This window comes from Variovorax sp. 05L425, from assembly GCF_056397705.1.
Genome location: NZ_JBFTNY010000025.1, coordinates 44713 through 65143, shown reverse-complemented (window position 1 = coordinate 65143; position 20431 = coordinate 44713). Strand labels below are relative to the sequence as shown.

The 20431-nt window shown below is 65.9% G+C and carries 16 protein-coding genes; 4 read left to right on the top strand and 12 right to left on the bottom strand.

From position 1 onward, the window contains the following. Positions 1–4: 4 nt before the first annotated feature. From AC1DN9_RS24260 to AC1DN9_RS24220, 9 genes are read right to left on the bottom strand one after another with little or no spacing between them, the layout of a single operon-like run. Positions 5–1405, bottom strand: a complete 1401-nt coding sequence (locus AC1DN9_RS24260) for a formimidoylglutamate deiminase (protein ID WP_478104286.1) — start codon at positions 1403–1405, stop codon at positions 5–7. Between the two features lie 11 nt (positions 1406–1416). Further along, positions 1417–2661: an imidazolonepropionase gene (gene hutI, locus AC1DN9_RS24255; RefSeq protein WP_478104284.1), complete on the bottom strand. Its 1245-nt coding sequence runs from the start codon at positions 2659–2661 to the stop codon at positions 1417–1419. A gap of 5 nt (positions 2662–2666) precedes the next feature. Continuing rightward, positions 2667–3248, bottom strand: coding sequence for a HutD/Ves family protein (locus AC1DN9_RS24250; protein WP_478104330.1), 582 nt, complete (start codon positions 3246–3248; stop codon positions 2667–2669). Between the two features lie 26 nt (positions 3249–3274). After that, positions 3275–4993, bottom strand: coding sequence for a urocanate hydratase (gene hutU, locus AC1DN9_RS24245; protein WP_478104282.1), 1719 nt, complete (start codon positions 4991–4993; stop codon positions 3275–3277). Positions 4994–5032: 39 nt separating this feature from the next. Further along, complete coding sequence (gene hutH, locus AC1DN9_RS24240; RefSeq protein WP_478104281.1) at positions 5033–6583, bottom strand: histidine ammonia-lyase; 1551 nt, start codon at positions 6581–6583, stop codon at positions 5033–5035. A 58-nt stretch (positions 6584–6641) separates the two neighbouring features. Then, positions 6642–7418 carry a histidine utilization repressor gene (gene hutC, locus AC1DN9_RS24235; protein WP_478104280.1) on the bottom strand — a complete coding sequence of 259 codons (777 nt, stop codon included), beginning with the start codon at positions 7416–7418 and terminating at the stop codon, positions 6642–6644. Between the two features lie 22 nt (positions 7419–7440). Then, positions 7441–8220, bottom strand: a complete 780-nt coding sequence (locus AC1DN9_RS24230; protein WP_478104278.1) for an ABC transporter ATP-binding protein — start codon at positions 8218–8220, stop codon at positions 7441–7443. Then, positions 8220–9062, bottom strand: a complete 843-nt coding sequence (locus AC1DN9_RS24225) for an ABC transporter permease (protein ID WP_478104328.1) — start codon at positions 9060–9062, stop codon at positions 8220–8222. Before AC1DN9_RS24225 ends, AC1DN9_RS24230 begins: the two co-directional genes overlap by 1 nt. Before the next feature lie 27 nt (positions 9063–9089). Beyond that, positions 9090–10055: an ABC transporter substrate-binding protein gene (locus AC1DN9_RS24220; RefSeq protein WP_478104276.1), complete on the bottom strand. Its 966-nt coding sequence runs from the start codon at positions 10053–10055 to the stop codon at positions 9090–9092. Between the two features lie 344 nt (positions 10056–10399). Here AC1DN9_RS24220 and recQ point away from each other — a divergent pair, with 344 nt between their 5' ends. Next, positions 10400–12271 carry a DNA helicase RecQ gene (recQ, locus tag AC1DN9_RS24215; RefSeq protein WP_478104275.1) on the top strand — a complete coding sequence of 624 codons (1872 nt, stop codon included), beginning with the start codon at positions 10400–10402 and terminating at the stop codon, positions 12269–12271. Here recQ and AC1DN9_RS24210 read toward each other — a convergent pair. Further along, the gene (locus tag AC1DN9_RS24210) at positions 12268–13836 is read right to left on the bottom strand and encodes a S41 family peptidase (RefSeq protein WP_478104273.1); all 1569 of its coding nucleotides are present in this window, start codon (positions 13834–13836) and stop codon (positions 12268–12270) included. The genes recQ and AC1DN9_RS24210 overlap by 4 nt on opposite strands. Positions 13837–13884: 48 nt before the next feature. Continuing rightward, positions 13885–16206: an ATP-binding protein gene (locus AC1DN9_RS24205; protein ID WP_478104271.1), complete on the bottom strand. Its 2322-nt coding sequence runs from the start codon at positions 16204–16206 to the stop codon at positions 13885–13887. A gap of 122 nt (positions 16207–16328) precedes the next feature. Here AC1DN9_RS24205 and AC1DN9_RS24200 point away from each other — a divergent pair, with 122 nt between their 5' ends. The 3 genes from AC1DN9_RS24200 to AC1DN9_RS24190 all read left to right on the top strand — a co-directional run bounded on the left by AC1DN9_RS24200 (position 16329) and on the right by AC1DN9_RS24190 (position 19816). Next, positions 16329–17528 (top strand): threonine ammonia-lyase, encoded by a 1200-nt coding sequence (locus AC1DN9_RS24200; RefSeq protein ID WP_478104269.1) that lies wholly within the window; start codon positions 16329–16331, stop codon positions 17526–17528. 79 nt (positions 17529–17607) lie between these two features. After that, positions 17608–17763 (top strand): hypothetical protein, encoded by a 156-nt coding sequence (locus tag AC1DN9_RS24195; RefSeq protein WP_478104267.1) that lies wholly within the window; start codon positions 17608–17610, stop codon positions 17761–17763. Between the two features lie 205 nt (positions 17764–17968). Beyond that, positions 17969–19816, top strand: coding sequence for a phosphoenolpyruvate carboxykinase (GTP) (locus AC1DN9_RS24190; protein WP_478104265.1), 1848 nt, complete (start codon positions 17969–17971; stop codon positions 19814–19816). Positions 19817–19885: 69 nt separating this feature from the next. On the opposite strand, the gene AC1DN9_RS24185 is transcribed toward AC1DN9_RS24190, so the two are convergent. Beyond that, on the bottom strand, positions 19886–20383 hold the full coding sequence (locus tag AC1DN9_RS24185) for a hypothetical protein (RefSeq protein ID WP_478104263.1): 498 nt from the start codon (positions 20381–20383) through the stop codon (positions 19886–19888). Between the last annotated feature and the right edge of the window lie 48 nt (positions 20384–20431).

The following is a 20431-nucleotide window of genomic DNA, read 5'->3' as shown; positions in this document are numbered from 1 at the left end:
GGCTTCAATCCTTGGCGAGAAGTTGGCTGCGCGCGGCCACGAAGGCGGCTGCGGCTTCGTCGTGCGCGACATGGCGGCCGGTGCGGGTCCGCAACTGCCCGGCGACACGGACGGCATCGATGGCGGAAGTGCGATGGCTCGCGAACACGTGCGCGGACAGCATGTCGGCCGCGCCGAGCCCCTGCAGCGCAACGTTCGCCGCATCGAGCACGACGAAGTCCGCCTTCTGGCCCACAGCGAGACCACCGACGGCGCGAGCCGATGCCTGCGCTCCGCCCTGCACCGCCGCGAGCGTGAGCGCGGTTGCGACTTCGCGATGCGCGGCGTCGGCACCGACGTTGCGTTGCCGCGTGACGAGGCGCTGGCCGTATTCCAGCATCAGCAGTTCCTCGGCCGCATTGACGCAGGCATGGCTGTCGGAGCCGATGCCCCAGCGTCCACCGCCTGCGCGCCATGTGTCGAAATCGAAGATGCCATCGCCGAGGTTCGCCTCGGTGGTCGGGCACAGGCCGGCGACCGCGCCGCTGGCCGCCGCACGGCGGTATTCGTCCGCGTCCATGTGCGTCGCATGCACGAGGCACCAGCGCGCATCGACAGGCGCGTGGTCGAGCAGCCACGCCACAGGCCGCTGGCCGCTCCAGGCGAGGCAGGCATCGACTTCGCCGGTCTGTTCGGCGATGTGAATGTGGATCGGCGCGGTGGGGTCGATGGCATCCAGGCCTGCGAGCGCGTCGCGCAGTGCATCCGGCGGCACGGCGCGCAGCGAATGCGGCGCGAGGCCGAGGCATGCGCCCTGTGCCTCGCAAGCGGGACGCAGCCGCTCCAGCAGACGCAGCATCGAATCAGTGGAGCGGATGAAGCGCTGCTGGCCCTCGCTGGGCGGCAGCGCGCCGAAGCCGCTCGTCTGGTAGAGCACCGGCAGCAGCGTGAGCCCGATGCCAGCGCGCTGTGCCGCACGCAGCAGCGCCAACGCCAACGTCGCATCGTCGGCGTAAGGCTTGCCGTCGAGGTCGTGGTGCAGGTAGTGGAACTCGCACACCGAGGTGTAGCCGGCTTCGAGCATCTCGATGTAGAGCCAGGTGGCGATCGCCTCGACTTGTTCGGGCGAAATCGTCGCGGCGAAGCGGTACATCAGCGTGCGCCAACTCCAGAAGCTGTCCTGCGCAGCGCCGCGAAACTCGGTCAGGCCGCCGAAGGCACGCTGGAATGCATGCGAATGCAGATTGGGCATGCCGGGTAGCACGGGTCCGGCGGCGCGCGATATGTCGCCGGCCGGCGTGCTGTCGGGCGTGACAGCGGACAGCACGCCGTCGGCATTCCATGCGAGCAGAACGTTGCGGGCCCAGCCGCTGGGCAGCAGGGCATCTGCGGCAAAGAGGGCGTACCGGGACTCAGGCAATGGCATGGCTTTGCACTTCAGCGTTGAAGCCCGGAGGCGATACGCCCTTGGCGCACGATGGTGCGCGCGGGCCGCTGGCCGAACCAGTAGGCAAGCTCGGCGCTCTCGCGTAGCTGCCACAGCACGAAGTTGGCAGGGCGGCCAATGGCCAAGACGCCGTGCGTGTCCTGCAGACCCAGCGCACGCGCTGCGTGCCGGGTCACGCCTGCCAGCGCCTCGGGCACGGTCAGTCGGAACAGCGTGCAGGCCATGTTGACCATCAGCAGCAGGCTGAGTACAGGCGAGGTACCCGGGTTGTGATCGGTAGACACCGCCATCGGTACGCCCGCCGCACGCAGCGCATCGATCGGCGGAAGGTGCGTGTCGCGCAGCGTGTAGTAGGCGCCGGGCAGCAGCACCGCGACCGTCCCGGCCTCGCGCATCGCCGCAATGCCGTCGGTGGAGAGATGCTCGATGTGATCGCAGGACAGCGCCCCATAACGCGCCGCGAGCGCCGCGCCGCCCATGTCGGACAGTTGCTCGGCGTGCAGCTTGACCGGCAGCCCCAGGGCCTCGGCCGCCTGGAACACGCGCTCGGTCTCGGCCAGCGTGAAGGCGATGCGCTCGCAGAACACATCGACCGCATCGACAAGCCCTTCTGCGGCGAGCGCAGGCAGCATCTCGGTGCAGACAAGATCAACGTAATCGCCACTGCGGCCCGCGTATTCGGGTGGCAGCGCGTGCGCGCCAAGGAAGGTGGTACGCACGGTGACACCGTACGTTTCGCCCAGCCGCCGCGCCACACGCAATTGCTTGCGTTCGTGTTCGAGCGCGAGGCCGTAACCCGACTTGATCTCGATCGCGCAGACACCTTCGGCCAGCAATTGTTCAAGGCGTTGTGCCGCTTGTGCGTAGAGCGTGTCTTCGTCCGCCTCACGCGTAGCGCGCACGGAGGAAACAATGCCGCCGCCGGCCTTTGCGACTTCTTCGTAGGTCGCACCGGCGAGACGCATCGCGAATTCGTTCGCGCGCTGTCCGCCGTAGACCAGGTGCGTGTGGCAATCGACAAGGCCGGGGGTGATCAGCGCGTCGCGGCCGTCGAAGCGCGGCAGGCCGGCGTATGTGCCGGGCAAGTCGCTTTGCCTGCCGATCCAGGCGATCTTGCCGGCGGCCACGACGATGGCCGCGTCGCCGTCGATGGACTGATCGTCGGCCAGGGCGCCCGGCGCAATCCGGAGGCGTTCCCAGACACCGTCGGCGGAAGGGAGTTCGGAATGGGTCATGGTGTTCATTCGCCGGAGCCTGTCGTTGTCGATTCGATCTGCACCGCGATGAGCGCGGCGTCGACGTCGCGCGAGGCGGCCTGACACCCGTGCACTTCGCCGTCCCACCAGAGGCCGGTGCCTGGCTCGCAATCGATGTCATTCAATCGCCAATGCCCGCGCAACGCCAGCAGCAGCCCGTGTCCGGCAGGCGCGATGTCGCCACCTTCGCGCAGCACGCGCACCTCCGCGCGCAGGCGGCCGCGGCGCGTCATCACGTTGAAGTCCGTCGAGGCGCCGCCGAGCAACTCGCAATCCAGCGCCACGTCACCGCCAAAGGCGAATGGCGCATGCGGAACGTCGAGCCGATGGTCGATTCGCCCATCGCGCGAACGAAGATGAACACCGGCACCCTCCAACAGCATGATCACGCGATCGACATCGGCAAAGGCCGAGAACGGCCCCGCCTTGTCGATCGTCGCGATGCTCACGCGCCAGTCGAAGCCTTCCATGCCCGCGCCAGGCGGCGAGCACACGATCTCGCGCGTCACGCCGCCTCCGTTCTTCCACGGGGTCGCGGACAGCGAGGCGATGTCGAAGCGGTGCAGTGCCACGTTGCGTCGGATCGCTGCGCTTACTTGATCATCGGCAGGTTCAGCCCCTGCTTCTTCGCCGTCGCGATCGCGATGTCGTAGCCGGCATCGGCATGGCGCATCACGCCGGTCGCCGGGTCGTTGAAGAGCACGCGCTCGATGCGCTTGGCCGCCGCGTCGGTGCCGTCGCAGACGATAACCACGCCAGAGTGCTGCGAATAGCCCATGCCCACGCCGCCGCCGTGGTGCAGGCTGACCCAGGTCGCACCGCCCGCGGTGTTGAGCAGCGCGTTGAGAAGCGGCCAGTCGGACACGGCATCGGTGCCGTCCTTCATGGATTCGGTCTCACGGTTGGGGCTGGCGACCGAGCCAGTATCCAGGTGGTCGCGGCCGATCACGATCGGGCCCTTGAGCTCGCCGTTCTTCACCATCTCGTTGAACGCCAGACCCGCAACGTGCCGTTCGCCCAAGCCCAGCCAGCAGATGCGCGCCGGCAGGCCCTGGAATGCGATGCGGTCGCGCGCCATGTCGAGCCAACGGTGCGTGTGCTTGTTCTCAGGGAACAGTTCCTTGATCTTGGCGTCGGTCTTGTAGATGTCTTCCGGGTCGCCCGAGAGCGCCACCCAGCGGAACGGGCCCTTGCCTTCGCAGAACAGCGGCCGGATGTAGGCCGGCACGAAGCCGGGGAAGTCGAACGCGTTCTTCACGCCTTCATCGAAAGCGACCTGGCGGATGTTGTTGCCGTAGTCGACCGTCGGGATGCCCATCGCCTGGAAGTCGAGCATGGCCTGCACGTGCACCGCGCAGGACTTGGCGGCCGCCTTGCGCAAGGTCGGATGCTGCGTCGGATCGGCCTTGGCGGCTTCCCATTGCGCGAGCGTCCAGCCGATCGGCAGGTAGCCGCTGGCGAGGTCGTGCGCGGAGGTCTGGTCGGTCACGAGGTCGGGCTTGATGCCACCGGCCTTCGCGCGCTTCACCAGTTCAGGGAGGATTTCGGCCGCGTTGCCCAGCAGGCCGATGGACACCGCCTCGCCGGCCTCGGTGTGCTGCTTGATGAGCGCGATGGCGTCATCGATGTCCTTCGCCTGCTTGTCGAGATAGCGCGTGCGCAGGCGGAAGTCGATGCTGGCCTGCTGACATTCGATGTTGAGAGAGACCGCACCCGCGAGCGTTGCCGCCAGAGGCTGCGCGCCGCCCATGCCGCCGAGACCCGCGGTGAGAATCCATTTGCCCGTGAGGTCGTTGTTGTAGTGCTGCCGGCCCGCTTCGACGAAGGTCTCGAAGGTGCCCTGCACGATGCCCTGGCTGCCGATGTAGATCCAGCTGCCGGCGGTCATCTGGCCGTACATCATCAGGCCCTTGCGATCGAGCTCGCTGAAGTGCTCCCACGTGGCCCACTTCGGCACGAGGTTCGAGTTCGCGAGCAGCACGCGCGGCGCGTTCTCGTGCGTCTTGAACACGCCCACGGGCTTGCCCGATTGAATGAGCAGCGTCTCGTCGTCGTTGAGTTCCTTGAGCGACGCGAGGATCTGGTCGAAGCAGGCCCAGTCGCGCGCCGCACGGCCGATGCCGCCATAGACCACGAGGTCCTGCGGGCGTTCCGCCACCTCGGGGTCGAGGTTGTTCTGCAACATGCGGAACGGCGCCTCGGTGAGCCAACTCTTGCAGTTGAGCGTGCTGCCGCGCGGCGCGCGGATCACGCGGCTGGCGTCATGGCGGGGGTCGGCCTTGGCGGCGAGGAATTTGTCGGGTGCGTTCATGGCGAAGTGTCCTTTCGATGACGGAACTTGATCGTTAATTCAGATGCGGCTGGGCAGGATGGACTGCACGGCCTCGGGCCACTGGCTCTGACGCGCCCACGTGCGCATCGCTTCGATGGAGGTGGCGAGGAAACGGTCCTGGTCGATGAAGGCGACGCGCTCGCGGATCGCGGCGAATTCGGCTTCGAGGAGCGGCGAGCTCTTTGGTCCGCGTTTCAACTCAATGCCCTGCGCGGCGGCCATCGCTTCGATGCCGACGACCACTGCGGTGTTTTCCACCATGTCGGCAAGACGACGGCCCGCGAACGTGGCCATCGACACATGGTCTTCCTGGTTGGCCGAAGTCGGCAGGCTGTCGACGCTGGCGGGGTGTGCGAGCGACTTGTTCTCCGACGCGAGCGCCGCGGCCGTGACCTGCGCGATCATGAAACCGGAGTTGACGCCGCCGTCGCGCACGAGGAATGGCGGCAGCCCTGACAGGCCGCTGTCGAGCAGCAGCGCCATGCGGCGCTCGGAAATCGCACCGACTTCGCTCACTGCGAGCGCGATGATGTCGGCGGCGAAGGCGACCGGCTCGGCGTGGAAGTTGCCGCCGGAGATCACGTCGCCGTTGTCGAAGACGAGTGGGTTGTCCGACGCCGCATTGGCTTCGATGCGCAGCACGCGCGCGGCATGCGCGAGGTTGTCGAGGCAGGCGCCCATCACCTGCGGCACGCAGCGGATCGAATACGGGTCCTGCACGCGTCCGCAGTCGGCATGCGAAGGGACGATCTCGCTGCCTTCAAGCAGCGTGCGCATGGCACCAGCCACTGCGATCTGGCCCGGCTGTCCGCGTGCAGCGTGGATGCGGGCGTCGAAGGGCTTGATCGAACCTTGGATGGCTTCGAGCGACAGCGCGCCGGCCATCATGCCGGCTGCGAAGACATCCTCGGCGCCGAAGAGGCCGGCCAGCGCGAGCGCCGTCGAAACTTGGGTGCCGTTGAGCAGCGCGAGTCCTTCCTTGGGGCCGAGCACGAAAGGTGCAATCCCGATGCGGCCGAGCGCCTCGGCGCCGCCAATGACATCGCCCTCGGGCGTCGTGACTTCACCTTCGCCGATCAGCACGCAGGCCAGATGCGCGAGCGGTGCAAGGTCGCCCGATGCGCCGACCGAGCCCTTGGACGGGATGCGCGGCAGCAGGCCGGCATTGCACAGGCTGAGCAGCGCATCGACGATTTCGGGCCGCACGCCCGAATGGCCGCGCGCCAGGCTCACGGCCTTGGTCGCAAGCACGAGGCGCACGACGCCCGCCGCGAGCGGCTCGCCCGTGCCGGCGCTGTGCGAGAGCACCAGATTGCGCTGCAGTTCGGCAAGACGTTCCGTCGGGATGATGGTCTGCGCCAGCTTGCCGAAGCCCGTGTTGATGCCGTAGACCACGTCGCCGGATTCGACGATCTTGCGCACCGTGGCTTGTGCGGCCAGCAGGCCGGCACGCGCCGTCGGATGCAGCGCCAGTTGCTCGCCGCCCGCGTGCACGCGGCGCAGCGTGGCCAGATCGACTTCGCCGGGCGTCAGCACGATGGGCGCGGTGGTGAGAGAAGCGTTGTCCATGAGGGATCCTGTCTATACAAGTAGGGGCGTCAAAAAATGTGAGGCGGACGGACCCGTCCTAACCGATGCTGGGATTGCCGTCGGCGCGGAACCGGCTGCCGAGGCGGTAGCGCGATGCGGGATGCAGGCAGCGGACCATCGTCACGGGCGTGGTGCGTGTCCAGGTGCGTCGCGTGAGCAGCAGGCACGGATCGGTCCCGGCCATGTCGAGGCGTTCGGCCTGCTCGAGCGTCGGCAGCACGGCGTCGACGACATGCTCGATCTGGTCGAACGGCACGTTGCGCACCAGGAATTCGCTCGGCGGGATCGCCGAGAAATCCTGTTCGAGGAAATTCGGAACCACGCGCGGATTGACGTAGCGGTCTTCGAGCTGCACCGGGATGTCGTTCTCGAGATGCAGGCAAACGGTATGGAAGACCGATTCGCCGGGCCGCAGGTCGAGCCACACAGCGACGTCGGGCGAAGCCGCGATGCGCTCGGCCACCAGGAACTCGCAGCGATAGTCGTGGCCGCGCGCGCGGATCTCGCTCGCGATGTTGGCGATCTGCAGCAGCGTCGACTGGGGCTTGTCCTCGGCGACGAAGCTGCCCACGCCCGCTACACGCACGATGCGGCCCTGCTCCACCAGTTCGCGCAGCGCGCGATTGACGGTCATGCGGGCCACGCCGAACTGCGCGACCAGTTCGCTTTCGGATGGCAGGCGATGGCCCGCCACCCAGGAGCCGTCCTGGATCTTGTGCGTGATGAAGGCCTTGACCTGCTCGTAGAGCGCCATCGCGGGCAGGGTTGCGTGCGCGCGTGCGTCGGCGGCTTTGCGAAGGCTGGAGGCGGTCATGGCTTCTTCTTTTCAGGCTGTATCAGTGCTCGGCCGCGGCCATGGATTCCGCGCGGATCTCTTCGGTGAGGCGCGCCTTGATCTCCATGAACTCGGGCGAGGTCTTGATCGTGTAGTGACGGGGATGCGGAAAGTCGACCGCGATCTCCGACTTGATGCGGCCGGGCCGCGCGCTGAACACGGCCACGCGGTTCGCCATGAAGATCGCCTCGTCGATGTCGTGCGTGACGAAGAGCACCGTCTTGCGCGCCGACTCCCAGATGCCGAGAAGCAGTTCCTGCATCAGAACGCGGGTCTGGTTGTCCAGTGCGCCGAAGGGCTCGTCGAGCAGCAGCATCTTCGGATCGTTGGCGAGCGCGCGCGCAATCGCGGTGCGCTGCTGCATGCCGCCGGAAAGCTGCTTCGGAAAGTGGTTCTCGAAGCCGCGCAGCCCGACCTTGGCGATGAAGAAGTCGCTGCGCTCCTTCTGTTCGGCCTCGCTCATGCCGCGCTCGCGCAGGCCGAAGCGGATGTTCTGCGCGATCGTGAGCCACGGGAAGAGCGTGTAGCTCTGGAACACCACGCCGCGATCGGCGCCCGGGCCTTCGATGGTCTGGCCGTCGAGCAGCACGCGGCCTTCGGTCGGGTAGTCGAGGCCGGCGACGATGCGCAGCAATGTGGACTTGCCGCAGCCCGAAGGGCCGAGGATGGTGACGAAGTCGTTCTCGCGCACATCGAAGTCGATCGGCAGCAGCGCCTGCGTCTTCTGGCCGCGCGTGCCGGTGAAGGTGCGCGAAACACCGCGAATGGAAAGCTGGTTCATCAGATGGTGCTCCAGGCGAAGAGGCGGCGATTGAGCGCCTTGAAAGCAAAGTCAGAAATCAGGCCGATCACGCCGATGACGATGATCCCGAAGATGATTTGCCCGGTGTTCAGCAGCGCCTGGCTGTCGGTGATCATGTGCCCGATGCCGGAGGACGAACCGATCAGTTCGGCGACGATGACGTACGTCCAGGCCCAGCCCAGCACGAGGCGCAGCGTCTCGGCGATGCCCGGCGCGGCGCCCGGGATGAGCACCCGCAGGACGATGCCGCGGCTGTTGGCGCCCAGCGTGTAGGCCGCCTCGACGAGGTCGCGCCGTGCGCTGCCCACGGTGACGGCCACCATCAGCGTGATCTGGAACACCGAGCCGATGAAGATCACCAGCAGCTTCTGCGCTTCGCCGATGCCGGCCCAAAGGATCAGCAGCGGAATGAAGGCCGAGGCAGGCAGGTAACGGCAGAACGACACGAAGGGCTCGAAGAAGGCTTCGACGCTCTTCCAGGTGCCCATCGCGATCCCGAGCGGCACCGCGACGATGGCGGCAAGCACGAAGCCGCCGAACACGCGCCACACGGTCATGCCGATGTCGTGGCTGAAGTCGTACTGCGTGAAGAGGTTCACGCCCTCCTTGACCATGGTGATGGGGCTGGCAAGGAAGGTCGGCGAGACGAAGCCGCCGAGCGTGAAGAAGCTCCAGACGACCACGAAGACCACGAAGAAGCCCAGTCCGAGCAGCCAGCGCGCTCGCGCGCTGACGGGTTCGAGCGGGGCCAGCGCCCGGCGCCGGCGAGGCGCCGTCGACGCGACCGCCCCTACGGGGATCACCGGCTTGGATGAGTTCATGACAGGCGTCGCGTCCATGATGCGCTCTTACTTGATGAAGCTGGTGTCGAAAGTGGCGTTCAGGTCGTCCGGCGCCTTGCGGATCACACCCGACTCCAGCAGGATGACCTGCGCATCCTTCATGAACGGCATGATGTCGTTGGCGAAGAACTTCTGGTTGGCCGCCTTGTCGGACCAGCGAAGGTAGGCCGACGACTTGGCGAACTGCTCGCCCGACTGCTTGACCGCCGCACCCATGATCTCGTTGGCCTTGGCCGGATCGTTCTTGATCATCTCCAGCGCCTCGAAGTACGAATTGGTCAGCGCCTGCGCAGCCTTGGCGTTGGACTTGAGCCAGGTCGGCGCGCAGCCGACCGTGTCCATCACCATCGGGTAATCGAGGGTCGTCGCGAGGATCTTTCCGGCGGTCGGATTGGAGCGCACGGTCGAGAGATACGGCTCATAGGTCATCGCGGCGTCGTTCTGGCCGGCGACGAAGGCCTGGGCAGCGGGCTGCGGCTCGAGCGAGACCAGTTTCACATCCTTCATGCTCATGCCGTTCTTGTTGAGCATCCACGCCAAGCCGAAGTAAGGCGAGGTGCCCGGCGCGCTGACGCCGACTGCCTTGCCCTTCAGGTCGGCAAAGGTCTTGACGTCATTGCGAACCGCGATGCCGTCGGCGCCGTAGGACTTGTCCATCTGGAAGATCTGCACGATCGGCACGCCGTTGGCGTTCCAGGCCACGTGCGTCTCGACCGTGGTGGCCGCGCACTGCACGGCACCCGAAGCCACGGCCAGATGGCGGTCCTTCTGCGGGATCATGCGGATTTCGACGTCGAGGCCGTTCTTCTTGAAGATGCCTGTCTTGTCCGCCAGCGTGAGCGGCGCGAAGCCGGTCCAGCCGGACATGCCGAGCACGATCTTGGTTTCTTCCGCGCTGGCGTTCGCCGCCATGGCCGCGACGCATGCCCCTGCCGCGACCAGCGAGGCGATTTTTCCGACCGACTTGACCATCTAGGTTCTCCTGTTGCGTTTCAAAAAAAGTTCGGCTCCCTGGACCGCATGAGGCGCGGATACCAGCAGGACGCCGAGTTTCTTTCGCTGCGATGCACCTGTATATACAGGTTAACCCGGAATCGCGGTTCAGATCAAGAGCCGCGTTGCCCCTTCCCAGTGCAGGAAAGCGGTTTCATGCACCAGAAGCTGTCTAGACAGGATGCAAAGCAACGAACAGGACTCTGGTTCGCAAACGCCGTGCCAGCCGGCGGAAGACCTTCGGAGACAATGGGGTTCGCGCGCACGGGAGGTGCGCGTGCTCGCTCCAGCACCCAACGAGAACCACAGCCGCCTTGTCAGCCTTGCCCTCCGAATCCCATGCAGCCGCGCCGGAACTGATCCTTCACGAGGTCTTCGGTTACGCGCAATTCCGCGGACCCCAGCAGGGGATCGTGCATCACGTCACTGCCGGCGGCGATGCGCTGGTGCTGATGCCCACGGGCGGCGGCAAGTCGCTCTGCTATCAGATCCCAGCGATCGCACGGCAACGCGCGGGCCACGGCGTGGCGGTGGTTGTGTCGCCGCTGATCGCGCTCATGCACGATCAGGTCGGCGCGTTGCACGAAGCAGGCGTCGATGCGGCTTTTCTCAACTCCACGTTGGATTGGGAACAGACGCAGGACGTCGAACGCCGCATGCTGCGCGGCGAGATCACCCTGCTCTATGCGGCGCCCGAGCGCGTGACGACGCCGCGCTTCCTGTCGCAGCTCGATTCGCTGCATGAGCGCGGCAAGTTGTCGCTGTTCGCGATCGACGAGGCGCATTGCGTCAGCCAGTGGGGCCACGACTTCCGACCGGAATACCGCGCGCTGACCGTGCTGCACGAACGCTATGCCGGCGTGCCGCGCATCGCGCTCACCGCGACGGCCGATGCGCTCACGCGCGCGGACATCGTGGAGCGCCTTCAGCTTGAAGAGGCGCGCCAGTTCGTCTCCAGCTTCGACCGGCCGAACATCCGCTACACGATCATCGAGAAAAAGGACGCGACCACGCAGCTGCTGCGCTTCATCGAGCGCGAGCACGAGGGCGACGCGGGTGTCGTCTATTGCCAGTCCCGCAAGCGCGTCGAGGATGTGGCCCAGACACTGAGCGATGCAGGCATCAACGCCTTGCCCTACCACGCAGGCCTGGACGCTGCAGTGCGCCAGAAGCACCAAGACCGTTTCCTGCGCGACGAAGGCGTCGTGATGGTCGCGACGATCGCCTTCGGCATGGGCATCGACAAGCCCGATGTGCGCTTCGTCGCGCACCTGGACATGCCGAAGAACATCGAGGGCTACTACCAGGAAACCGGCCGCGCCGGCCGCGACGGCGAACCGGCCGACGCCTGGATGGCCTACGGACTGCAGGACGTGGTGAACCAGCGCCGCATGATCGACGAGAGCCCCGCCGGCGAAGACTTCAAGCAGGTGATGCGCGGCAAGCTCGACGCCCTGCTGTCGCTCGCCGAGGCCAGCGATTGCCGGCGCGTGCGGCTGCTCGGGTACTTCGGCGAGAAGAGCACGCCCTGCGGAAACTGTGACAACTGCATCACGCCGCCGCAGGTGTGGGATGGCACCGATGCGGCGCGCAAGCTGCTCTCCACCATCTATCGCGTGCAGCAGCAAAGCGGCATCAGCTTCGGCGCGGGGCACATCATGGACATCCTGCGCGGCAAGGCGACGGAGAAGGTCAAGCAGTTCGGGCACGAACGGGTGAGCACCTTCGGCATCGGCAGCGAGTTCACCGAGCCGCAGTTGCGCGGCGTGCTGCGGCAGTTGATCGCGACGGGCGCCCTCTCGGTCGATGCGCAGGCCTACAACACGCTGCAGCTCACCGACGGCTCACGCGCCGTGCTGAAGGGCGAGACGAAGGTGATGCTGCGCGAATCGGTCTCACAGCCCGCGGAACGGAAATCGCGGCGCGAAAAGACGGCTCGCGGCGCGCCGTCGCCGGCCGCCGCCACGCTCGATGCGCAGGCTCAGGCCCGCTTCGCCGCGCTCAAGGCCTGGCGCGGCGAGGTCGCGCGCGAGCACAACTTGCCTGCCTATGTGATCTTTCATGACGCCACGCTCGCGGCCATTGCAGAACGCGCGCCGGCCACACCCGAAGACCTCCAGGGCATCAGCGGGATCGGCAGCAAGAAGCTCGAAGCCTACGGCGCGGATGTTCTCCGCGTCTGCGCGGCGTTCTAGCCAGGGTTCGCGCCCGGCGGCGCCACGATCCGGTTTTCGCGCACGGGCGACCGGATCAGATACGGCACACCGCCCACCTCCGCCTTGCTGCGTGCGGCATCGACTTTGCTCGCCGCGACCGCCGGACAAGCGCCGTTGCTTCGGAAGCTCAATGCCGCGGCCAAGCGGCTTTCCGCCGGATCGCCCAGGGCATGGTCGAAATCGTCCGCCACTGCGCAGGTCGGCGCAAAGCCGTCGCCGTAGTCGCCGAAGCCCTTCTGGTTGACGCCCTGGAACTGGATGGCGAAATAGGTCGTGCCGCAGTTGTCCTGCGGAAAGAAGCCATAGGGCTTGCCGCAGGTCGTGCCGCCGATCAGATTGACCGTCACGCCCACACCCCGCAGGCTGTTGACCACCGATTCGCTCGCCGAGCAGGTGTCCGGCCCGGTCAGCACCGTGACGCGCGACAGTCCCAGCTTCGGCAGGGGCTGGCCCGCCGTTGTCGAGAAGCCGCGCGTGGTTGAATGGAAAGGCAGCGTGGCCTGCGCCGGAGTGAATCCGAAGGGGTTCTTGCTGTTGAACTGCAGGCGCTCGAACACGGTGCCGGCCGTCGCGCTGGCGGGGCCGATCATGTAGGCCAGTTCGCTCGCCACGTCGAGCAGGCCACCGCCGTTGTAGCGCATGTCGATCACCAGGTCGGCGATGCCGGCACCCTTGAGCTGATTGACGGCCGCGATGAGCTGCGCCTCGGCCGTGGCCATGTGGTCGTTGAAAAGCATGTATCCGACGGGGCCACTGGCCGTGGCGATCGTCGTCACATGTTGCACGGGCGTGCGGGTGATCCGGGTTGAAGTGAGCGTCACCGCGTGGTCGCTGCCATCCGCCGCGCGCAGCGTGAAGCTGTGCGCCTCGCCTTCGTGCGTGGGACTGAGGCCGGCATTGAGTCCGGCGACGTCCGCGCCGTTGGCGACGTCGATGCCGTCGATCGTCACCACCTTCGCACCGCGGGCGATCGCCGCCTGGTCCGCCGGCGACCCTGGTTCCGTGTAGGCCACACGCAGATCGCGCGGCGGCGCGGCGCTCAGGAATGCCAGTTCGAGGCCGTAGCCGATCTCGATGCCGTTCTGCGACAGCGCTCGATAATCCGCCGTGTCTTGCGTGAAGTGGAAGCGATCCTTCGGCCGGCCGCTGGCAGTCAGGTTGGGGGTCTTGAGCACGTTGAAGTACGCGATGGGCGTTGCGTAGTCAGCCGCCGCCAGCGTGGTCGGCACTTCGTCGAACCACAGGTAGGTTTCATCGATCCAGCCGCGAACCCAGCTTTTCTCCGTGACAGCCGAACCGGGGTGATCCGGGAAGGCAGCGCCCGTGTCGGGATCGACGCCCATGCGCGGCGCGGCGCACTGACCCGCAACGGTGGACGAGGCCACGATCGGATCGTTCGGGGTCACGACAGGCGTCGCCACCGGCAACACGACAGCGCCCCCACCACCTCCGCCTCCCCCGCATGCAGTCAGCGCTGCAAACGCCGCCAGCACGGCCACGGACGTGGCGCAACGCACCGCGCCCAAGGTACGGACACTCTTCATCGATCGCCTCCCACGCGCGGCGAATCCCGCTGCAGTCAGTGTGTTGGATTACTGAACGAAGCCGATGCCGCGCGACTCGCGCACTTCGGGCTTGATTCGATGCTCGGCGTCGAGCTGGTCCAGGAACTCGGCCGCCGAGAACTCGACCGCGAGGATATCCGTTTGACGTTTCACGGCCGCGAAATCGCCGGGGCACAGCTGGGAAAGCCTGGCCAGGCGAAGCCGGATTTCGCTCGTCATGAGCGTGGCGTCGCCGGCGAGCGCTTCGGTGATGAACATGCGTTCACGCTGATCGCTGGTCAGCGGCATGAACTTGATCTTGAAGGTGAAGCGCCGCAGCGCCGCCTGATCGAGGCGGTCGAGCAGGTTGGTGGTGCAGACGAAGATGCCGTCGAAGCGTTCCATGCCCTGCAGCATCTCGTTCACTTCCGTCACTTCGTAAGTGCGCTGCGCACCCCGGCGATCCTGCAGGAAGCTGTCGGCCTCGTCGAGCAGCAGGATGGCCTTCTCGGCCTCGGCTTCCTTGAACATGGCGGCCATGTTCTGTTCGGTTTCGCCGACGTACTTGCTCATGAGATCGCTCGCCTGCTTGATGATCAGCGGGCGGCCGACCGCTTTTGCAAGGTGCTCTGCCAGCGCGGTCTTGCCGGTGCCGGGCGCGCCGTAGAAGCACAGGGTTCCATGCCCACGCACCTTGAGGGCTTCGACGATGCGCGGTATTTCGAAACGGGTCTCGACGTTGAGCATCTCAAGGTCGTAGGTCGTGACACTGCGCCGTGCGCCCAGGCCGTCGAGCGTGCCGAGTGCGAGGTCGGCATTCTTGAGTTGGCGCTCGATCAGACGCTCGACCGAGTCGCCTTCGGTCATCGCCAATTCGGCAAAGCGGACGGCCGTGCGGATTTGCGCGGGCGTCAGGCCCTTGCGCCCCGCCAGCTTGGCGGTGAAAGCATCCGACACCGAGACGCCCTCGAGGGTTTTGCGCACCAGTTGCTCGCGCGCGCCGGGCGGCGGCGACTTGAGTTCCAGGTGATAGGCAAAACGGCGACGGAAGGCCGGATCGATCTGTTCGATGCGGTTGGTGACCCACAAGGTCGGCACGGCATTCGATTCGAGGATCTGATTGACCCAGGCCTTGCCGCTGACGCTCCCGCTCGTGGGCGAAGGGATCTGCTCGGCGCGCGCCATGAGTTGCGCGGCCTCGGTGCTGATCGGCGGAAACACATCTTCCACTTCGTCGAAAAGGAGCGCCGCCTGCTCGCTGCCCTTCAGGAATACCTGCGCGATCTGCAGCGAGCGGTAGCGATCGCGGCCCGACAGCGAATTGCCGTCGCGATCCGCGTATTCGACTTCGAACAACTCCAGCCCCGCGGCCTGCGCGACCACCTTGGCGAGTTCGGTCTTGCCGGTGCCGGGCGGGCCGTAGAGCAGCACATTGACGCCCGGCTCCTTGCGCATCACCGCCGCGCGCAGCAGCGTGACGAGCATCTGCGCATCGTCCTCGACGAACGAGAAATCCTGAACCGACAGGGCGCTCTTGGCGGACGGGCGCGTGAACACGGCCATCAGTTCGTTGCGGTCGCGGTATTCGCGCATCAGCACCGGCGGGAGCTTTTCGCTGACCTTCATCAGATCGGCCAGGTCGGTGATGTTGTGCTCGGAGATCAGGTTCTCGACCAGGCCGATGCGTTCGAGCCGTGATCCGGCGCGCAGCGCTTCGCCGACATCGCTCGCGTTGACGCCGGCCACCTCCGCGATGGCGGCGTAGGCCTCGGGTGCGTTGTTGACCTTGAACTCGACCAGCAGCGAACGCAGGTCGCGCTGATAACGCGCCAGGGTGCCGTACAGCAGCAGTGCGCGCTCGGCCTTGTTGAGCTGCAGCAGCCCCGCCAGCGCGTCGATGTTCTTCTCGACCAGCGTCGATTGCTTGCGCAATGCGTGGGTCAGCCAGTCGCGCGTCACCGACAGGACCGACAGCAGGTCCTTCGGCTGGTCCTTGGCGTACTCGTCGAGATAGAAGAAGAGGGTGCCCTCTTCATAGGGCCCGCGCCAGACGCCGTGGCGCTCCAGCAGCGTGCGGCCGTCGAAGTCCTCGACGCCCTTCCAGACGTCGTTGCCGGCGCATCGGCGGCTCAGGAACTCCCGCAGCCGCAGCAACACCGGCGTCGGCCAGACCAGGTGGCGACCTGTGAGCGACAGAAGGCCGTTGAGATCGCGACGAACGTTGAATCTGGGGCCTTGCTTGGCCGCCAGCGTGAGCACGAAGTGCGAACACATCAGTTCGAGCACCGGTGCTTCCTTGAGTCCGGGCGAAGGCAATGCATGGCCGCGGGAAGCCGCTGCCACTACATCGACGCCGGACCGCTTGACCATTGAGCAAACTCCAGAGCAGGAGAAAACGAATCTGGGAGCGACCATAGCGCAGACTTTTGGCTTCGGGAAGCCTCGAAACGGGTAAAAACCCGGATGTTGCGAATCCGTCCACAATGCTGGCGATGGTGGATATCAAAGACATCGAGCGCGCGGCAGCGCGCCTCAGAGGGCAAATACTCGAAACGCCGTGCGTGGAATCGCGGACGCTGTCGGAAATCGTCGGCGCCCAGGTGTTCCTGAAATTCGAGAATCTGCAGTTCTCGGCCTCGTTCAAGGAACGAGGCGCCTGTAACAAGCTCGTCGACCTTTCCCAAGGCGGAACGCGCGGCGTGATCGCCATGTCCGCGGGAAACCACGCACAGGGCGTGGCCTATCACGCGCAACGCCTGGGCCTGCGCGCGTTGATCGTCATGCCGCGCTTCACGCCAGGGGTGAAGATCGAAAGGACCCGGGGTTTCGGCGCCGAGGTGGTGTTGCACGGCGACACGCTCGACAGCGCACGCGCCCACGCGCTGGAGTTGGCGGAACGCGAGGGCCTGACTTTCGTTCACCCGTATGACGACGACGCGATCATTGCCGGACAGGGAACGATCGCCCTCGAGATGCTCGACGCCGTACCAGACCTCGATACCCTGGTGGTGTCGGTCGGCGGCGGCGGACTGATCGCCGGCATGGCGGTCGCAGCACGTGCGCGCAAGCCGGACATCGAAATCGTCGGAGTCCAGACCCGGCGCTTCCCGGCCATGGTGAACGCCGTCAAGGGGACCAACCACCCGCAGGGCACCAACACGATCGCCGAGGGCATCGCCGTCGGTACGCCGGGCGTGTTGACGCAGGAGATCATCGCCCGGCTGGTCGACGACCTTTTGCTCGTCGACGAGGGCGACATCGAGCAGGCGGTCCTGATGCTGCTCGAAATCGAGAAGACGCTGGTCGAGGGTGCGGGCGCCGCGGGTCTCGCGGCGCTGATCAGGCATCCCGAACGCTTCAAGGGCAAGCGCGTCGGCCTCGTGCTTTCGGGTGGAAACATCGATCCCCTGCTGCTGGCGGCGATCATCGAGCGCGGCATGGTGCGGGCGGGACGGCTGGCGCGCGTACGCGTCAGTGCGCGCGACGTGCCCGGCTCCCTGGCCCAGATCACGGCCACTGTCGCGCAAGCGGGCGCCAACATCGACGAAGTACACCATCAGCGCGCGTTCACCATGCTGGCGGCCCAGAACGTCGACGTCGAACTGGTGCTCCAGACACGTGGGCGCGAGCATCTGTCCGGCGTTCTCGACGCCCTGCGTACAGCGGGATTCGAGGCGATCGAGCAGCACTGAGGGTCTGGCAACCCCCTAGACGGTGACGTAGCGGCCCACCGGTAAAATGCCGTCAGTCCCGAGAACCCGAGGAATTCCAATGTCCAACCCTACAACCCCCATTGAGCCCAGCCATGCGGCTGCCGTCGAAAAGGACGCGGTCGAGTCGATCGTCCATCTCATGCCCTTGGTCTTGCCGATCGTCGGCGGGGTATTGATGCTGCTCCTGGCTTCCATCGCCATCTTCATGGCTTGATCCGTTCCGCGCCCAAGTAGGTACCCCGTGTCCTCACTGGCGCAGGAAGAATCGCAGGTCGGCGCAGTCCGGCCTCAGTTTGCGGTCCGTACTGGCTGACATCCGGCCCCACTCTTCAGAGACTGAAACGTTTTTTCAAATGGATCTCGCCGTCCGCGGCGCCGAGTCCCCTTCGAAAAGACGATTTTCAACTTAGGAGATATCGATGAACGCACCGCTGAAGGGTCTCGCCATGCAGGCACCCTCCTACGTCAAGAACGCCAAGCTGATCGCCTGGGTGGCCGAGATGGCCGCGCTGTGCAAGCCCGCCGCCGTCCACTGGTGCGACGGCAGCACCGAGGAATACGACCGCCTCTGCCAACTCATGGTCGATGCCGGCACACTCAAGAAGCTGAATCCCGTCAAGCGGCCGAACTCCTTCCTGGCAACTTCCGATCCGAGCGACGTCGCGCGCGTCGAAGACCGCACCTTCATCTGCTCCGCGAAGAAGGAAGACGCCGGTCCCACCAACAACTGGATGGCCCCGGCTGAAATGCGCGCGACGCTGCAGCCGCTGTTCGACGGCTGCATGAAGGGCCGCACGATGTACGTCGTGCCCTTCAGCATGGGCCCGTTGGGCTCGCCGATCGCGCACATCGGCATCGAGTTGTCCGACAGCCCCTATGTGGCCGTCAACATGAAGATCATGACCCGCATGGGCAAGGCCGTGTACGACGTGCTGGGCGACGAAGGTGATTTCGTGCCCTGCGTCCACACGGTCGGCACACCGCTCGAAGCCGGCCAGAAAGACGTGGCGTGGCCCTGCAACAAGACCAAGTACATCGTCCACTACCCCGAGACGCGCGAGATCTGGAGCTACGGCTCGGGCTACGGCGGCAACGCACTGCTCGGCAAGAAGTGCTTCGCGCTGCGTATCGCATCGAACATGGGCCGTGACGAAGGCTGGCTCGCCGAGCACATGCTGATCCTGGGTGTCACCAGCCCCGAAGGGAAGAAGCGCCACGTGGCAGCGGCATTCCCCAGCGCTTGCGGCAAGACCAACTTCGCAATGCTCATTCCGCCGGCCGGTTTCGAAGGCTGGAAGGTCACGACCATCGGCGATGACATCGCATGGATCAAGCCCAGTGCCGACGGCAAGCTCTACGCCATCAACCCCGAGGCGGGCTACTTCGGCGTGGCACCCGGCACCAACTTGCAGACCAACCCGAACTGCATGGCCAGCCTGGAGCGCGACGTGATCTTCACCAACGTGGCGCTGACTGATGACGGCGACGTCTGGTGGGAAGGCATGGGCGAAGCCCCCGCGCACGCGATTGACTGGCAAGGCAAGGACTGGACTCCCGCCATCGCGAAGGAAACCGGCGCCAAGGCCGCGCATCCGAACGCGCGCTTCACCGTCGCGGCGATCAACAATCCGGCGCTCGACGAGGCATGGGACGATCCGAAGGGTGTCGCCATCGACGCCTTCATCTTCGGCGGCCGCCGCTCGACCACCGTTCCGTTGGTGACCGAGGCCCGCAACTGGGTCGAGGGTGTCTACATGGCCGCGACCATGGGCTCGGAGACGACGGCCGCAGCGGCCGGGCAGCAAGGCGTGGTCCGACGCGATCCGTTTGCGATGCTGCCGTTTGCCGGCTACAACATGAGCGACTACTTCCAGCACTGGCTCGACCTCGGCAAGAAGCTCGAAGCCTCTGGCGCGCGCCTGCCGAAGATCTACACGACCAACTGGTTCCGCAAGGGCGCCGACGGCAAGTTCGTGTGGCCCGGCTACGGCGAGAACATGCGCGTGCTGAAGTGGATGATCGACCGCATCGATCAAAAGGCCGAAGGCAGCGAGCACGTGTTCGGCGTCAGCCCCCGTTATGAAGACCTGAATTGGACCGGGCTGGATTTCAGCGCCGAACAGTTCGACACCGTCACCAGCATCGACAAGGCGGCATGGCAGGCCGAGCTGAAGCTGCATGCAGAGCTGTTCCAGCAACTGGCGCACCATCTGCCGAAGGAATTGCCGGCCACCAAGGCAGCCATCGAGCAGCGTCTCGCAGCCTGAGTCTCTCGCAGACAAGCAAAAAGCCGCCCAAGGGCGGCTTTTTGTTTGTTGCCTGAGCGGGGGAGTCGATCAGTAGTAGCCGATGCTGCGCAACGCGTTGCGGAACGAAGGCACCGCGTCCGCGGAATCATCGGCGGCGGCGAATCGCGCGGCTTCCTGGCGCGAGGCAGCCACTTGCAGATCGCGCAGGATGCGGGGATCGTGCTTGGCGTAAGCCATGAATTTCTCGTCCGCGCGCGCCGCTGCGCGACGACGCGCCGCCTTGCGGGTGGCCGTCAGGGCACGGATCGCCAACGAACGGGCAGTGCCGGCAAAGAGCGCCAGGCCGACGAACGCCACACCCCAGAGCACGACCCAAGCCACGAGCAGCCCACCCTCTTCCGTGGTTGACATGAGCTTGTCGGCCACGACGAGCAATGACGAAACAATAGCGGCAAGCAGCAAGGCCGCGAGGCCGCGCGAGCTGTCGAAGTTGCGGCGCGAGCGGCGAATGCGCTCGATCACGGCCTCGGCGCGAACGACGCCGGGATGGGTTGCGGGGGTATCTACGTGTACGAAGTTGGTCATGATGCGTTCCTCCAAAAAATGGACGAAGGTCCGGAGTCGATGGGGTGA

Coding starts and splice junctions, on each gene's coding strand:
- AC1DN9_RS24260 (WP_478104286.1), bottom strand. CDS start 1,405: ATGCCATTGCCTGAGTCCCGGTACGCCCTCTTTGCCGCAGATGCCCTG.
- hutI (WP_478104284.1), bottom strand. CDS start 2,661: ATGACCCATTCCGAACTCCCTTCCGCCGACGGTGTCTGGGAACGCCTC.
- hutU (WP_478104282.1), bottom strand. CDS start 4,993: ATGAACGCACCCGACAAATTCCTCGCCGCCAAGGCCGACCCCCGCCAT.
- hutH (WP_478104281.1), bottom strand. CDS start 6,583: ATGGACAACGCTTCTCTCACCACCGCGCCCATCGTGCTGACGCCCGGC.
- hutC (WP_478104280.1), bottom strand. CDS start 7,418: ATGACCGCCTCCAGCCTTCGCAAAGCCGCCGACGCACGCGCGCACGCA.
- AC1DN9_RS24230 (WP_478104278.1), bottom strand. CDS start 8,220: ATGAACCAGCTTTCCATTCGCGGTGTTTCGCGCACCTTCACCGGCACG.
- AC1DN9_RS24225 (WP_478104328.1), bottom strand. CDS start 9,062: ATGAACTCATCCAAGCCGGTGATCCCCGTAGGGGCGGTCGCGTCGACG.
- AC1DN9_RS24220 (WP_478104276.1), bottom strand. CDS start 10,055: ATGGTCAAGTCGGTCGGAAAAATCGCCTCGCTGGTCGCGGCAGGGGCA.
- AC1DN9_RS24210 (WP_478104273.1), bottom strand. CDS start 13,836: ATGAAGAGTGTCCGTACCTTGGGCGCGGTGCGTTGCGCCACGTCCGTG.
- AC1DN9_RS24205 (WP_478104271.1), bottom strand. CDS start 16,206: ATGGTCAAGCGGTCCGGCGTCGATGTAGTGGCAGCGGCTTCCCGCGGC.
- AC1DN9_RS24200 (WP_478104269.1), top strand. CDS start 16,329: ATGGTGGATATCAAAGACATCGAGCGCGCGGCAGCGCGCCTCAGAGGG.
- AC1DN9_RS24195 (WP_478104267.1), top strand. CDS start 17,608: ATGTCCAACCCTACAACCCCCATTGAGCCCAGCCATGCGGCTGCCGTC.
- AC1DN9_RS24190 (WP_478104265.1), top strand. CDS start 17,969: ATGAACGCACCGCTGAAGGGTCTCGCCATGCAGGCACCCTCCTACGTC.
- AC1DN9_RS24185 (WP_478104263.1), bottom strand. CDS start 20,383: ATGACCAACTTCGTACACGTAGATACCCCCGCAACCCATCCCGGCGTC.